This is a genomic window from Streptomyces sp. E-08 (genome assembly GCF_049913095.1).
Classification (GTDB): domain Bacteria; phylum Actinomycetota; class Actinomycetes; order Streptomycetales; family Streptomycetaceae; genus Streptomyces.
This window is the reverse complement of sequence record NZ_CP183971.1, coordinates 4,823,895-4,837,717: the sequence shown is the minus strand read 5'-3', so window position 1 is coordinate 4,837,717 and position 13,823 is coordinate 4,823,895. Positions and strand designations below refer to the sequence as shown.

Here is a 13,823-nt window from a genome sequence, read left to right as displayed (position 1 = left end):
CTACCGCCCCTCGTCCAGCCCCTCCGCGAGCAGTTCCGCCAGGTGGCGGCCCCGGTGTTCCGTCAGGTCCGCGATCTGGGTCCGGCACGAGAAGCCGTCCGCCAGGACCGTCGGGTGCTTCGCCCCCCGGAGCGCCGGAAGCAGCTGGTCCTCCGCGCACGCGACCGACACCTCGTAATGCCCCGGTTCGAAGCCGAAGTTGCCCGCCAGGCCGCAGCAGCCGCCCGCCAGCTCGCCCGTCAGGCCGGCCCGCTCCCTCAGGCGGCGGTCCGCCGCGTCGCCCAGGACGGCGTGCTGGTGGCAGTGGGTCTGGCCGGTGACCGGCCGGTCCAGGCGCGGCGGGGTCCAGTCGGGGGCCAGCGTCTCCAGGGCCTCCGCGAAGGTGAGCACCGATGACGCCAGGCGCGCGGCCCGGGGGTCGTCCGGCAGCAGTTCCGGCAGGTCGGTCCTGAGGGTCGCCGCGCACGAGGGTTCCAGCACCACCAGAGGCAGTCGTGCCCCCTCGCCCTCCCCCGCCCCCCACACGTCGAGCGTCCGCAGCATCACCTTCCGCGCCGCCCCCAGTTGCCCCGTCGACACGTACGTCAGCCCGCAGCAGACCCGTCCCGGCGGCAGCTCCACGCCCAGCTTCGCGTCCTCCAGGACGCGGACGGCCGCCTCGCCCACCTCCGGTGCCAGGTGGTTCGTGAAGGTGTCGGGCCACAGGGTGAGCGCCGGCGGGCGGTTCGAGGCGCGTTCGGCGAACCAGGACACGAAGGACCGTTCCGCCACCCTCGGCATCGTCCGTTCCGGCGTCACCCCCGCGAGCCGCGCCGCGAACGGCAGCGCCATCGCCGCGTTCAGTCCCCGCCCGAACCGCGCCAGCCACCCCGGGAGCCGGCCCATGGTCCAGTGCGAGCGGGGTCGGGCGAAGGGCCGTCGCGCGTAGTGCCGGTCCAGGAACTCCGCCTTGTGCGCCGCCATGTCGACGCCCACCGGGCAGTCGCTGCGGCAGCCCTTGCAGGACAGGCAGAGGTCGAGCGCGTCCCGGACCTCCTCCGAGCGCCAGCCGTCGGTGATCACCTCGCCGAGCGCCATCTCGTGGAGGAGCCGTGCCCGGCCCCGGGTGGAGTGCTTCTCCTCCCCCGTCGCCCGGTACGAGGGGCACATCACGCCCGGACCCACGCTCGGGCCGTCCACCCGGCACTTCGCCACGCCGACGCACCGCGCGGCGGCCCTTCCCACCCCGCCCACCCCGGCACCGCCCCCGACCTCCACCACCGGCAGCAGCCCCTCGAAGCGCAGACCCGAGTCCAGCGGCTTCGGCCGTACCAGCATCCCCGGGTTCAGTCCCCCGTCCGGGTCCCACACGTCCTTGACCGCGCCGAAGAGCCCGACCAGCTCGTCCCCGTACATCCGGGGCAGCAGCTCGGCCCTCGCCTGTCCGTCGCCGTGCTCCCCGGAGAGCGAGCCGCCGTGGGCGACCACGAGGTCGGCGACCGCCTCCGAGAAGCGGCGGAAGTCCCGTACGCCCTTGCCCGTCCACAGGTCGAAGTCGATCCGCACGTGCACGCAGCCGTCCCCGAAGTGCCCGTACGGGACTCCCCGGAGGCCGAAGTCCGCGAGGAGCGAGCGGAATTCACGGAGGTACGCGCCGAGGCGAGCCGGCGGCACCGCGCAGTCCTCCCACCCCGGCCACGCCTCCCCGCCCCCGGGCATCCGCGTCGCCGTCCCCGCCGCGTCCTCCCGGATCCGCCACAGCGCCCGCTGCCCGGCCGCGTCCCGCACCACGGCCGCGTCGAGTGCGTCCGCCGCCCGGACCAGACGAGAGGCCGCCCCCGCTCCGTCGACCTCGCAGAACAGCCACGCCCCACCGCGAGGAAGCCCCGTGGCGCCCCGTACGAGATCGGCCGCCATCCCCTCCACGGTCAGCGGCCCGTACGGAAGGAGCCCCGCCGCCGCCTCCGCCGCCGCGCTCTCGTCCGCGTACCCGAGGACCACGAGGACCGGCTCGGCGGGCAGCGGGACGAGGGCCACGGTCGCCTCGGTCACCACCCCGAGCGTGCCCTCGCTGCCGCAGAAGGAGCGGACCACGTCCGCGCCCCGCTCGGGGAGCAGCGCGTCGAGGGCGTAGCCGGAGATGCGGCGCGGCAGGCCGGCCGGGTAGCCGGTGCGCAGGAGGGCGAGGTTCCGGTCGACGAGGTCGAGGAGTCCGGCGGGGGCGCCCCGCCCTCCCCGCCCCAGCGTCAACGCCGCGCCCCCGTACGTCACCACTTCCAGCGAGCGCACGTTGTCCGCCGTGGTCCCCCAGGCGACGGAGTGCGCCCCGCACGCGTTGTTGCCGATCATGCCGCCGAGGGTGCAGCGGCTGTGCGTGGACGGGTCGGGTCCGAAGGTCAGTCCGTGCGGGCGGGCCGCCTCCCGCAGCCGGTCGAGGACGAGCCCGGGCCGGACGACGGCCGTGCGTGCCCCGGGGTCCAGGGAGACGATCCCGCCCATGTGCCGTGTGAGGTCGAGCACGACGCCGGTGCCGGTCGCCTGGCCTCCGATCGAGGTCCCGGCGCCGCGCGCGACGACCGGGGTGGTGCCGTGCGTCCGGCACACCTCCAGGACGGCCGCGACGTCGGCGGCGTCGCGCGGCGCGACCGTACCGGCAGGAACGCGGCGGTAGTTGGAGGCGTCCATCGTCGCCAGAGCCCTCGCGGTGACGGAGAAGTCGACGTCTCCGGCGACGGCGGCGCGCAGGTCGGAGGCCAGTCCGGACGGGTCTTCCTCGTGTCTTCCCACAAGCCCAGGATGTCTCAGTCCTCGTCTCATCGGGCGGACATCCGGCGACCGGCGCCGCCCCGACCCGATACTCTCCGCCTCGTGGCTGAGATCCAGATTCCCGCTGACATCAAGCCCGCCGACGGCCGTTTCGGCGCGGGCCCCTCCAAGGTGCGTACGGAGGCGCTGGACGCCCTGGCCGCCACCGGCACCTCCCTCCTCGGCACGTCCCACCGCCAGGCTCCGGTCAAGAACCTGGTCGGCGAGGTACGTACCGGCATCTCCGACCTCTTCTCGCTGCCCGAGGGCTACGAGGTGATCCTGGGCAACGGCGGCTCGACCGCCTTCTGGGACGTCGCGACCCACGGTCTCATCGAGAACAAGTCGCAGCACCTCACCTTCGGCGAGTTCTCCTCCAAGTTCGCGAAGGCCGCCAAGCTGGCTCCCTGGCTTGCCGAGCCGACCGTGATCTCCTCCGACCCGGGCACCCACCCGGAGCCGGTGGCCGAGGCGGGCGTCGACGTCTACGCGTACACCCACAACGAGACCTCCACCGGTGTCGCCGCCCCGCTGAAGCGGGTCGCGGGCGTCGACGAGGGCGCGCTCGTCCTGGTGGACGCGACCTCCGGCGCGGGCGGCCTCCCGGTCGACATCGCCGAGACGGACGTCTACTACTTCGCCCCGCAGAAGTCCTTCGCCGCCGAGGGCGGCCTGTGGCTCGCGGCCTTCTCCCCGGCCGCCCTGGAGCGGGCGCAGCGGATCCACGCGTCCGGCCGTCACATCCCGGAGTTCTTCTCGCTGCCGACGGCGATCGACAACTCGCTGAAGAACCAGACGTACAACACCCCGGCGCTCTCGACCCTCTTCCTGCTCAACGAGCAGCTGAAGTGGATCAACGGCCAGGGTGGCCTCGACTGGGCCGTGGCCCGGACGAAGGAGTCCTCGGACGCGCTGTACGGCTGGGCCGAGGAGTCCAAGTACGCCTCGCCGTTCGTGACGGACGCGGCGAAGCGCTCGCAGGTCATCGGCACGATCGACTTCGCGGACGAGGTCGACGCGGCGGCGGTCGCGAAGGTGCTGCGCGCCAACGGGATCGTGGACACCGAGCCGTACCGCAAGCTGGGCCGCAACCAGCTGCGGATCGCGATGTTCCCGGCGATCGACCCGGCGGACGTGCGGGCCCTGACGGCCTGCATCGACTACGTCATCGAGAAGCTCTGACCCCTGCGGTCGTACGGAGGGCCCGGCACCGGACGCATCCGGAGCCGGGCCTTCGGCATGCGCCCCGCCACCGCCCCCTCGAATCCCTCCCGGCGCCGCCCCCTTCCGCCCGCCCGTGCCCCGGCGTCAGCGGGCCGCGCGCCGGAAGTCGCTCGGCGCCATCCCGTAGGCCCGGCGGAAGGCCCTGCTGAAGTCCGCCTGGTGCCGGAAGCCCCACCGGGCGGCGATCTCGCCGATCGAGCGGTGGCCGAGGCGCGGGTCGGCGAGGTCCGCGCGGCTGCGTTCGAGCCGGAGCCTGCGGATCGAGGCGCCGAGGGTCTCCGGCTCCTCACGGAAGAGCAGGTGGAGCAGGCGTACGGAGATGTGGTGCCGGGCCGCGACGGCGCCCGGACTCAGCGCGGGGTCGGCGAGGTTGTGGTCGACGAAGGCGCGGATGCGGGCGCGCAGGACCTGCTGCCGCGTCTCCGCGGGCAGGGGCACGGGGCTGTCGCTCGCGGCGGCCAGGAAGGCCGCGGAGAGGTCGAGGGCGATGCCGCCCAGGCGGCGGAGCTCGGCGGGATCGCACCGGTCGGCCTGGGTGCGCAGACCGTTCAGGTACGAGGCGAGCAGCGCACCCGAGCCGGTGCGGGCGGGGAGCGCGGTGCCGAGCAGCCGGTCCGCGCGGTCCTGGGGCAGCGGCAGGCCGGCCCGGGGCAGGCGCAGCAGGCTGACCCGCGACAGCCGCCCCTCGTCGTGGAACTCGCAGTCCAGGGGGTGCGAGGAGTCGAAGAGGGCCATGTCTCCCGCCGTGAGGAAGGAGTTGTTGCGGCGCTGTTCGATGCCGATGGGGCTGCCGTGGACGAGGAAGAGGAAGTACTGCTCCGGGTCCCCGTGGCGGATGTGGGCGGCGTCCCGTCGGGCGGACATCGGGGAGAAGGTGAAGGCGGCGAGGTCCGTGTCGCCCAGGGGGATCCCGGTGGCGGTGCCCTGGAAGCGGTCGGCGTACGGGCTGGTGATCGACACCGGCATGACCATGTCGCCGATCATCCCGGACCACCATGCGAAGCCGTCGCGGGCGCTGACGCTCGTGGTGGAGATCGATGTTTCCACCCTCACCCCCCAGTGACGTGTACACGCCCATCGTGAGGTGCGGTTGAGGCGGAAGGACAGTGCGATGTCGGTCAACTCGCTTGAAAACAGCGGCCTTTTGCGCCCACTGCGACGCGAGTGTGCGCCCGGCGCCAAAGACGAGACCGACGCCCGCGCCGCACAGTGGTGACCCGACCCGGCACCGCGCCGGGACGAGAAGCAGAGGTGACCCAGTGGAGACCTTACGGACGCGCGGGTGGGCGAAGGCCCTCATCGCCCTCATGATGACGCTCCTGGCCCTCGTGGCCGCACCGAGCGCGGCCGGAGCGGCCACGGCCGGCGGCGAGTTCGCGGCGCAGGCCCGGAGCGCCGGACTGAACGACGCACAGGCGAAGAGCCTGCAGAACCGGGTCGACGGCTACCTGGCCAAGAACCACGGCACCCAGATCGGCGCCAACAAGATCGCCCTGACCGGCGGCGAGCTGCTGCTCACGCTTCCCGGCGAGCAGAAGGCCCGCGACCTCGGCGCGGCGGACGCGGGCGTCGCGGCGGGCGGCTGCCCCTACACCTACGTGTGCGCGTACAAGTACGAGAACTTCACGGGCGACCAGATGAACCTCTTCGACTGCAACACCCTGAACCCCATCGGCTGGGGCGGGACCGGGTCGTGGATCAACAACCAGCGCTCGACCCTGTACGCCAGGTTCTACGACATCAACGCCAACCTCGGCTGGACCTCACCGGGTGGGTACAGCGAGGACCGGCACGCTCCCTGGGGCTGGGTGTACTACCTGAGCCCCTGCTGACCCACCGCCCCGGGTTCAGCCCTTCCGCAGCAGGCGCTTGACGCCGACCACCAGGACGGTCGCGCCGGCGAGGACGAGGAAGCCGACGGTGACGTTGCCCTTGTCGCCCTCGGCGGCGGGCGCCGAAGGGGACTTCGGCGCCCCGCCCGGCGTGTCCGTCGGCTTCCCCGAGGGCGTCCCGGTGGTGCGGTCCACCCGCACCACCCGGCTGTTCCTCCCCTCCGAGCCGAACATGAAGGCCGAGCCGTCCCGCGTGTACGTCACCGACTCCGCCTGGCCCTGGAACGGGGCGCCGACGGCCGTGCCCCCGTCGCCGAGGCGGCCGTCCTTCCAGGCGTACTCCTTGGCGCTGAAGTAGCCGCGCAGGACGAGCCGGTCGCCGTCCGGCGAGAAGGCGCCGTCGGTCACCCACGGCACCTCGTCGACGCGCCGGAAGACGTTCGTGCCGGACGAGGAGAGCCGCTCGGGGCCCGCGTACAGGCCGCCGCCGTCCTCGTTCTTGCTCGCGATGTACACCCGGCCGGTCTTCGGATGGACCATCAGGGCCTCGGCGTTGCGGGCCCCGTCGGCGTACTTCACGACGTACTGCTTCGCCCGCACGGTCTGGTCCTTCAGGATCTCCGGCTCGGGGAAGCGGTAGATCCAGACGTGGTCCCAGGAGCCGTCGAGGTTGTCGCCGATGTCGCCGACGTAGAGGTCGCCGTCCGGGCCGACGGCGATCGCCTCCATGTCGCGGGGGGTGCCGACGCCGGCCATGGTCAGGGTCGCGACGGTCTTTCCCGTACGGGAGTCGATGCCGTAGATCAGGGGCGCGTCCTGGTCGTTGTGCGTCCAGTAGATCCCCGGGTGGGCCCGGCTCGCGGCGAGGCCGCTGGACTCGGTGATCCGGGAGTCCTCGATCGTGAAGTCCCGGTCGGGTTCCTGCCCTTCGGCACGGGCGTGGGCGGCCGGGAGCAACACCAGGGCGGCGGCCGCGCCGAGGGCGCACAGAGCAGATCGCATGGGATCAAGCGTGCCACGGCCCCGGGGAAACCGGCTTGACCTGCGCGGAAGGCGCTGTCATGGTCGCGCCCATGCCTACCTTCTCCGCTCCCGACGGCACCCTGCTCGCGTACCACGCGTCCGGTTCCGGCGATCCGCTGATCTGTCTGCCCGGCGGCCCCATGCAGGACTCCGTCTACCTCGGTGACCTCGGCGGGCTCGACGCGCACCGCACCCTGATCCGGCTGGACCTGCGGGGCACGGGCGCCTCGGCGGAGCCGGAGGACCCGGCCTCGTACCGCTGCGACCGGCTCGTGGAGGACGTGGACGCGCTCCGCGCGCACCTCGGCCTGGACACGATCGACCTCCTCGGGCACTCGGCGGGCGCGAACCTGGCCGCGCTGTACACGGCCCGCCATCCGGAGCGGGTGACCCGGCTGGTGCTGCTCACGCCGGGCACGGCGGCCGTGGGCCTGGAGACGGCCGGGGAGGAGCGGCTCGCGGCGGCGCGGCTGCGGACCGGGGAGCCGTGGTTCGCGGAGGCGTACGTGGCTCTGGAGGACCTGACGGCGGGCCGGGGGACGGCGGAGACGTTCAAGGCGGTCGCGCCGTTCTTCCACGGGACCTGGGACGAGGCCGCGCGGGAGCGGAACGCGGCGATGGTGCTCCAGCGGAACGGGGAGGCCGCCGGGGTCTACGCGAGCGAGGGCGCCTTCGAACCGGAGGCCACGCGCGCGGTGTTCGCGGAGTTCGGCCGTCCGGTGCTCGTCGTGGCCGGGGAGGGTGACGCGAACACGCCGGTGCCGACGGCCACCGCGTACGCGGGTCTCTTCCCGAAGGCCGAGTTCGCGGTCCTGGCGGGGGCGGGGCACTTCCCGTGGCACGACGACGCGGAGTGGGTCGCGGCGACGGTGGGCGCGTTCCTGGACCGCTGACGCGGCCCCGTGTCCCGGATCACGTCGCCGGTCCGGGACGCCGTCCGCGATGATGTGACCATGCGTTTTCTGTTCGTCGGCGACAGCATGACCATCGGACGCGCCGGCGACTGGACCTGGCGTTACCGCATGTGGGAGCACCTGGAGGCGACGCTCCCCGGCGGGTACGAGATCGTCGGCCCGCGCTCCGGCCTGTATGACCCCGCCGCCGACGCGCCGGCCTCCGAGGCGTACCCCGACCCCGCGTTCCCCGCCGCCGCCCGGCGTCATCTGGCCGGGTGGGGCGAGGGCTGGCTGCACATGGCGCCGGTGATCGGCGAGACGGTGGCGGCCACGGGCGCGGACGTCCTGCTGGTCTCGCTCGGCCTGATCGACCTGGGCTTCTACACGAACAGCGACCAGACGGAGGAGAACGTCCGGGCGTTCGTGGCGGCGGCCCGGGCCGCGAACCCCCGCGTCCGGGCCGTCCTCCTGCCGGTCATCCCGAACGTCCGGGCCGGGTACGACGCCGCGTTCGCCGCCGAGTGCGCCCGCTTCAACGAGCTCCTGGCGAAGGCGGTCGCGGACCTGGACACGGCCGCCTCGCCGCTGCTGCTCGCGTCGGTCCCGGAGTCGTACGACCTCCGGGTCGACACCTACGACGGCACGCACCCCGGTCCGGCCGGGGAGCGGAAACTGGCCGCCGCGTTCGCCGGTGCGATGCACCAGGCGTGGGGCCTGGGCGGCCCGTACGGGATCTGACCGGCAGGCGTTCGTACGTGGTGCTCGGCGCGCTCAGGCGGCGCGGGTGAGGCGGTTCGCGAAGGTCGACAGCGTGTACGTGCCGATGCCGAGGACGACCTCCAGGGCGTTGCGCCGGGTGTAGCCGGCCTTCTCGAAGGCGGCGAGGTCCTCGTCGCTCACGGCGCCGGAGGAGGCGAGGACCCGGAGGGTGAACGTCCGGACGGCGGCGAGGCGTTCGGTGTCGGGGGCCGGGCCGAGGGCGGCCATCTTCGCCTCGTGCATGTCGACGCAGAGGTGGCACTGGTTGCGCTCGGCGACGGTCAGGATCACCGTCTCGCGGGAGTGCGGGTCGAGGGTGGTGGACTCGAAGACGGCGCTGAGCTTCAGGAACCCGTCGAGGGTCTCCGGGGACTCCTTGAGGAGGGCGACGGCGGCGGCGGTACGGGCGGACATGTCTGCGGGCAAGGCTGGTTCCCCCTTGGAACATCGCTCTAGAATGGACAACATGGTTGACCATGTCGCTGGAGAAAACGTAAACCAGGTTGTCGATACTGGCAAGGGGGTCAGCACGGAGGCAGGCGGAGAGGCCCCGCGCGACACCCCCGGATACGAGCTGCCCCTGCTGCTCTTCGGCGGCTTCCGCACCCTCATCGACCGGCTCCACGCCCGCCTCGCCGACGAGGGCCACCCCGACCTTCGCCCCGCCTTCGGCTTCGCCATGCAGGCCATCGGCGGCCGGGGCGCCACCGCCAGCGACATCGGCCGCCGCCTCGGCGTCTCCAAGCAGGCCGCCGGCAAGACCGTCGACCGGCTCCTCGCCGTCGGCTACGCCGAACGCACCGACGACCCCGAGGACGCCCGCCGCAAACTCGTCCGCCTCACCCCGCACGGATACGACGCCCTCGCCCGCTCCGCCGCGATCTTCGACGACCTGCGGGCCGAGTGGGTCACGGCCCTCGGCGCCGACCGCGTCCGGGACATGGAGGCGGCCCTGCGGAACGTCGTCCCCGCGGAGACGGCGTTCCGCCTGGACGCCACCAGCTGGCTGGGCGGACCGTGACCGGCCCTATCCGCCCGTCACCAGGCGAAGGCCTCCGGGGACGGCCCCGGCCCGGGGAAGATCTCGTCCAGACCGGCCAGCACCTCCTCGCTCAGTTCCAGCTCCAGCGCGCGCAGCGCCCCCGCCAGCTGCTCCGGGGTGCGCGGCCCGACGATCGGACCGGTGACACCGGGCCGCGTCAGCAGCCACGCCAGCGCCGCCTCACCGGGCAGCAGACCATGCTTGTCGAGCAGATCCTCGTACGCCTGGAGCTTCGCCCGCGCCGCCGGGTCGGCGAGCGTGGCCGCCGCGCGCCCCTCGGTCCGCCGCTTGCCCTCGGCCTCCTTCTTCAGGACGCCGCCGAGGAGACCGCCGTGCAGCGGCGACCAGGGGATGACCCCCAGGCCGTACTCCTGCGCGGCCGGGATCACCTCCATCTCGGCGCGCCGCTCGAAGAGGTTGTAGAGGCACTGCTCGCTGACGAGCCCGACCGAGCCGCGCCGGGCGGCGGCCTCGTTCGCCTGGGCGATCTTGTAGCCGGGGAAGTTGGACGAGCCGGCGTACAGGATCTTGCCCTGCTGGATCAGTACGTCGACGGCCTGCCAGATCTCCTCGAAGGGAGTGGCACGGTCGACGTGGTGGAACTGGTACACGTCGATGTAGTCGGTGCCGAGGCGCTTCAGGCTGGCCTCGACGGCCCGGCGGATGTTGAGCGCCGAGAGCTTGTCGTGGTTGGGCCAGGCCTCACCGTCGGGGCCCATGTTCCCGTACACCTTGGTGGCGAGGACCGTGCGGTCACGACGGCCGTCGCCCCGGGCGAACCAGGAGCCGATGATCGACTCCGTCCGCCCCTTGTTCTCACCCCACCCATACACGTTGGCGGTGTCGAAGAAGTTGAGCCCCGCGTCGAGGGCGGTGTCCATGATGGCGTGGCTGGTGGCCTCGTCCGTCTGCGGTCCGAAGTTCATCGTCCCGAGGACGAGTCGGCTGACCTTGAGTCCGGTGCGTCCGAGCTGCGTGTACTCCATGGACGTCAAGCCAACTGCTTCGAGCGCACTCGAAGCAAGGGACTTCCCACGGCATGGGCAACGGGCGATACGGGGTACGAGGGGTACGAGGGGGCTACTGGCCGGCCAGCGAGGCCACCGCGATGATCGCGAACATCAGTACGAGCACGCCGGCCATGATCCGGTTTCGGGTCTTCGGGTCCACCAGACGAGGTTAACCCGAGCGCCCCTCCCGCCCCTCAAGGGGCCAGGCGTCGACCGTCTCGTACCGGGGCTGCTCACCCCGCACCCCGCTCACCGGCAGGTTCGACCGGACGAGCGCCAGCTCGGTCACGTGCCAGCGCCTGCCCTCGAATCCGCCGAGCTCATCCAGGAACGGCTGGAGCGGCACCCCCTCCCCCCGCCCCCGGCCGACGGTCAGGTGCGCCTGGTAGCGGCGGTGCTCCTCCATCGGGACCCCGGCCCGGCGCGCGGCGGCGTCCGACCGCTCCGCGAGGAGCCGCAGCGTCTCCAGGTCCCCCGCGACCCCGGCCCACAGCGCCCGCCGGCCGAAGTGCCCGCCCCCGTGCAGCCGCAGCGAGAACGCCGGCGTCCGGTGCGCGGCCCGTTCCAGACGCGCCCGCAGCTCGGGCAGCAGCTCGTCCCCGACCTCCCCCATGAAGGCGAGGGTGAGGTGCCAGCCGGGCCGCGAGGTCCAGCGGATCCCGTCCGCGCCGGGCAGCCGGTGCAGCCGGTCGACGACCTGCCCCAGCTCGTCCAGACACTCCCGGGACGGCACGACGGCGGCGAAGAGCCTCATGGCAGAAGTCTGGCACCCAGTAGCCTCGACGGCATGAAGATCCGGAAGGGCGCGGCGGAGGACCTCCCCGCGATACTCGCGATACTCGACAGCGCCGTGGTGTGGCTCAACGGCAAGGGGATCACCGCCCAGTGGGGCACGGAGTCGTTCTCCGGGCGGGCGAAGGCGGTGGAGCAGGTCGAGCGGACGATGTCCGAGGGCGACCCCTGGATCGTCGAGATCGACGGCGTCCCGGCGGGCACGATGACGCTGACGCCGCACCCCGGCCAGTACGTCGCACCGGCCGCGGAGCCGGAGGTGTACGTCCGCCTCCTGGCGACGGACGCCCGCTTCCACGGCCACGGGGTGGGCGCGGCCCTCCTGGCCCACGCGGAGGCGGAGACCCGGCGCCAGGGGGTCTCGCTCCTCCGGGTGGACTGCTTCGCGGGCAGCGAGGGCCGCCTGATCGCGTACTACGAGGGCCAGGGCTTCACCCGCACCGAACCCTTCCAGGTCGGCGACTGGCCGGGACAGGTGCTGGAACGGCGGTTCTGACGGGGTACGGAGTACGGGGCACTACGGGGTACGGGGCCGGGGGTACGGGGCGGTCTCCTCGCCCCGTACCCGTGCGGGGTGCGGAGACCGCCCCGCACGCCGTACCGCCCCCGCGGTCAGGCCGCCGTCGCGAGCCGCTCGCGAGCCACGAAGCGCACCTTCGGGTGTCCGTGGTGCCAGCCCATCGCGACCTTGAGGCCACCGACCCGGGCCAGGACCAGGCCCACCACGACCGCCGCCGCGAGCGAGATCACGCCGCCCGTGGCGAAGCCGACGCGCGCGCCGTAGGTGTCGGTGACCCAGCCGAGGAGCGGGGCTCCGATGGGCGTGCCGCCCGCGAAGACCATCATGTAGAGGCTCATGACGCGCCCCCGCATGGCCGGGTCGGTGGCCATCTGGACGGCCGAGTTCGCGGTGATGTTCACCGTGAGGCCGATCATGCCGATCGGCACGAGCAGCAGCGCGAACACCCAGAACGCGGGCGACAGGGCCGCCGCGATCTCCAGGACGCCGAAGACGGCCGCGGCGATCACCAGCATCCGCAGCCGGGTGGAGCCGCGGCGCGCCGCGGCGAGGGCGCCCACGAGGGAGCCGGCCGCCATGAGGGTGTTGAGGAAGCCGTACGCGCCGGCGCCGACGTGGAAGACGTCGCCGGAGAAGGCGGTGAGCCAGATCGGGAAGTTGAACCCGAAGGTCCCGATGAAGCCCACGAGGACGATCGGCCAGATCAGATCGGGCCGCCCGGCCACGTACCGCAGCCCCTCCCGCAGCTGGCCCTTGCCGCGCGGGGCGCGCTCGACCCGGTGGAACTCGGCGGGACGCATGAGGAGCAGGCCGACGATGGGTCCGAGGAAGAAGAGCCCGTTGAGCAGGAAGGCCCACCCGCTGCCGATCCCGGCGATGAGGACACCGGCGACGGCGGGCCCGATGAGCCGCGCGGACTGGAAGTTCGCGGAGTTCAGGGAGACGGCGTTGCGGAGCTGGTCGGGGCCGACCATCTCGGACACGAAGGACTGGCGCGCGGGGTTGTCGACGACGGTGACCATGCCGAGCAGGAAGGCGATCAGGTACACGTGCCAGACCTGGATCGACCCGGAGAGCGTGAGGACGGCGAGCGCGAGCCCGCACAGTCCGAGGGCGGCCTGGCTGACGAGCAGCAGGCGCCGCTTCGGGTAGCGGTCGGCGATGACACCGCCGTACAGCCCGAAGAGCAGCATCGGCAGGAACTGCAGGGCCGTCGTGATGCCGACGGCGGCGGCCGAGCCGGTGAGGCTCAGGACCAGCCAGTCCTGGGTGATCCGGGCCATCCACGTACCGGTGTTGGAGACGATGGCTCCGGTGAAGAACAGCCGGTAGTTCCGGATCCTGAGCGAGGAGAAGGTTTCCCCCCGCCCACGGGTCTTGAGGGTGGGTTTATGGACGGGTGCGGAGTCTGCTCCGGGTCCCGTACTCAAAGTGCGTCGCCTCCTTGGCGCATGGGTTACAGGTGGGCGAGCTTCTCCAGGACCGGGGCGGCCGCGCGCAGCTTCGCCCATTCGTCCTCGTCCAGTCCTTCGGCGAGGGAGGCCAGCCAGGCGTTCCGCTTGCGGCGGGATTCCTCGAGCATGGCCTCGGCCTGCTCGGTCTGGCTGACGACCTTCTGCCGGCGGTCGTCGGGGTGCGGCTCCAGCCGGACCAGTCCCTTGGCTTCGAGCAGCGCGACGATGCGGGTCATCGACGGCGGCTGGACGTGCTCCTTGCGCGCCAGCTCGCCGGGGGTGGCGGAGCCGCAGAGCGACAGGGTGCCGAGCACCGACATCTCGGTCGGGCTCAGCGACTCGTCGACGCGCTGGTGCTTGAGGCGTCGGCCCAGTCGCATGACGGAGGAGCGGAGCGCGTTCACGGCCGCGGCGTCGTCGGCGGTGCCGTGGGACAGATCTGGCATGTTTGTTAGCCTAACTCATTACTCTGTCTAAATACCAACAG

At 72.7% G+C, this 13,823-nt stretch carries 14 protein-coding genes; 6 read left to right on the top strand and 8 right to left on the bottom strand.

All coding sequences use genetic code 11. The annotated features are described in order from the left end of the window. Complete coding sequence (locus tag ACN9MM_RS22360) at positions 1–2,796, bottom strand: FAD-binding and (Fe-S)-binding domain-containing protein (RefSeq protein ID WP_426365313.1); 2,796 nt, start codon at positions 2,794–2,796, stop codon at positions 1–3. Positions 2,797–2,847: 51 nt separating this feature from the next. Between ACN9MM_RS22360 and serC the strand changes: the two genes are divergently transcribed. Continuing rightward, positions 2,848–3,966, top strand: coding sequence for a phosphoserine transaminase (serC, locus tag ACN9MM_RS22355; protein WP_426365312.1), 1,119 nt, complete (start codon positions 2,848–2,850; stop codon positions 3,964–3,966). Positions 3,967–4,092: 126 nt separating this feature from the next. On the opposite strand, the gene ACN9MM_RS22350 is transcribed toward serC, so the two are convergent. Continuing rightward, positions 4,093–5,055 (bottom strand): helix-turn-helix domain-containing protein, encoded by a 963-nt coding sequence (locus ACN9MM_RS22350; protein ID WP_426365311.1) that lies wholly within the window; start codon positions 5,053–5,055, stop codon positions 4,093–4,095. 212 nt (positions 5,056–5,267) lie between these two features. Between ACN9MM_RS22350 and ACN9MM_RS22345 the strand changes: the two genes are divergently transcribed. After that, positions 5,268–5,840, top strand: a complete 573-nt coding sequence (locus tag ACN9MM_RS22345; protein WP_426365310.1) for a peptidase inhibitor family I36 protein — start codon at positions 5,268–5,270, stop codon at positions 5,838–5,840. 15 nt (positions 5,841–5,855) lie between these two features. On the opposite strand, the gene ACN9MM_RS22340 is transcribed toward ACN9MM_RS22345, so the two are convergent. Next, positions 5,856–6,842: a WD40 repeat domain-containing protein gene (locus ACN9MM_RS22340; RefSeq protein ID WP_426365309.1), complete on the bottom strand. Its 987-nt coding sequence runs from the start codon at positions 6,840–6,842 to the stop codon at positions 5,856–5,858. A 71-nt stretch (positions 6,843–6,913) separates the two neighbouring features. Between ACN9MM_RS22340 and ACN9MM_RS22335 the strand changes: the two genes are divergently transcribed. Together ACN9MM_RS22335 and ACN9MM_RS22330 are read left to right on the top strand one after the other, a co-directional pair. Further along, a complete protein-coding gene (locus ACN9MM_RS22335; protein WP_426365308.1) occupies positions 6,914–7,756 on the top strand; it encodes an alpha/beta fold hydrolase in 843 nt (280 codons plus the stop codon). A gap of 60 nt (positions 7,757–7,816) precedes the next feature. Continuing rightward, the gene (locus ACN9MM_RS22330; protein WP_426365307.1) at positions 7,817–8,497 is read left to right on the top strand and encodes a GDSL-type esterase/lipase family protein; all 681 of its coding nucleotides are present in this window, start codon (positions 7,817–7,819) and stop codon (positions 8,495–8,497) included. A gap of 33 nt (positions 8,498–8,530) precedes the next feature. Here ACN9MM_RS22330 and ACN9MM_RS22325 read toward each other — a convergent pair whose 3' ends face one another. Further along, positions 8,531–8,932, bottom strand: coding sequence for a carboxymuconolactone decarboxylase family protein (locus ACN9MM_RS22325; protein WP_426368800.1), 402 nt, complete (start codon positions 8,930–8,932; stop codon positions 8,531–8,533). Between the two features lie 52 nt (positions 8,933–8,984). Here ACN9MM_RS22325 and ACN9MM_RS22320 point away from each other — a divergent pair, with 52 nt between their 5' ends. Continuing rightward, the gene (locus tag ACN9MM_RS22320; RefSeq protein WP_426365306.1) at positions 8,985–9,539 is read left to right on the top strand and encodes a MarR family winged helix-turn-helix transcriptional regulator; all 555 of its coding nucleotides are present in this window, start codon (positions 8,985–8,987) and stop codon (positions 9,537–9,539) included. Positions 9,540–9,556: 17 nt separating this feature from the next. Here ACN9MM_RS22320 and ACN9MM_RS22315 read toward each other — a convergent pair whose 3' ends face one another. Both ACN9MM_RS22315 and thpR read right to left on the bottom strand, forming a co-directional pair. Then, positions 9,557–10,546, bottom strand: a complete 990-nt coding sequence (locus ACN9MM_RS22315; protein ID WP_426365305.1) for an aldo/keto reductase — start codon at positions 10,544–10,546, stop codon at positions 9,557–9,559. 193 nt (positions 10,547–10,739) lie between these two features. Further along, on the bottom strand, positions 10,740–11,324 hold the full coding sequence (thpR, locus tag ACN9MM_RS22310) for an RNA 2',3'-cyclic phosphodiesterase (RefSeq protein WP_426365304.1): 585 nt from the start codon (positions 11,322–11,324) through the stop codon (positions 10,740–10,742). Between the two features lie 33 nt (positions 11,325–11,357). Between thpR and ACN9MM_RS22305 the strand changes: the two genes are divergently transcribed. Then, complete coding sequence (locus tag ACN9MM_RS22305) at positions 11,358–11,858, top strand: GNAT family N-acetyltransferase (RefSeq protein ID WP_426365303.1); 501 nt, start codon at positions 11,358–11,360, stop codon at positions 11,856–11,858. Between the two features lie 116 nt (positions 11,859–11,974). On the opposite strand, the gene ACN9MM_RS22300 is transcribed toward ACN9MM_RS22305, so the two are convergent. Continuing rightward, the gene (locus tag ACN9MM_RS22300; RefSeq protein ID WP_426365302.1) at positions 11,975–13,312 is read right to left on the bottom strand and encodes an MFS transporter; all 1,338 of its coding nucleotides are present in this window, start codon (positions 13,310–13,312) and stop codon (positions 11,975–11,977) included. A gap of 26 nt (positions 13,313–13,338) precedes the next feature. Then, entirely contained in the window at positions 13,339–13,782 is a 444-nt protein-coding gene (locus ACN9MM_RS22295; RefSeq protein WP_030693586.1) for a MarR family winged helix-turn-helix transcriptional regulator, read from the bottom strand. Positions 13,783–13,823 lie beyond the last annotated feature (41 nt).

Excerpts from the sequence above, each read along its gene's own strand:
- ACN9MM_RS22360 (WP_426365313.1), bottom strand. The coding sequence starts at position 2,796 with ATGAGACGAGGACTGAGACATCCTGGGCTTGTGGGAAGACACGAGGAA.
- ACN9MM_RS22340 (WP_426365309.1), bottom strand. The coding sequence starts at position 6,842 with ATGCGATCTGCTCTGTGCGCCCTCGGCGCGGCCGCCGCCCTGGTGTTG.
- ACN9MM_RS22335 (WP_426365308.1), top strand. The coding sequence starts at position 6,914 with ATGCCTACCTTCTCCGCTCCCGACGGCACCCTGCTCGCGTACCACGCG.
- ACN9MM_RS22330 (WP_426365307.1), top strand. The coding sequence starts at position 7,817 with ATGCGTTTTCTGTTCGTCGGCGACAGCATGACCATCGGACGCGCCGGC.
- ACN9MM_RS22325 (WP_426368800.1), bottom strand. The coding sequence starts at position 8,932 with ATGTCCGCCCGTACCGCCGCCGCCGTCGCCCTCCTCAAGGAGTCCCCG.
- ACN9MM_RS22320 (WP_426365306.1), top strand. The coding sequence starts at position 8,985 with ATGGTTGACCATGTCGCTGGAGAAAACGTAAACCAGGTTGTCGATACT.
- ACN9MM_RS22315 (WP_426365305.1), bottom strand. The coding sequence starts at position 10,546 with ATGGAGTACACGCAGCTCGGACGCACCGGACTCAAGGTCAGCCGACTC.
- thpR (WP_426365304.1), bottom strand. The coding sequence starts at position 11,324 with ATGAGGCTCTTCGCCGCCGTCGTGCCGTCCCGGGAGTGTCTGGACGAG.
- ACN9MM_RS22305 (WP_426365303.1), top strand. The coding sequence starts at position 11,358 with ATGAAGATCCGGAAGGGCGCGGCGGAGGACCTCCCCGCGATACTCGCG.
- ACN9MM_RS22295 (WP_030693586.1), bottom strand. The coding sequence starts at position 13,782 with ATGCCAGATCTGTCCCACGGCACCGCCGACGACGCCGCGGCCGTGAAC.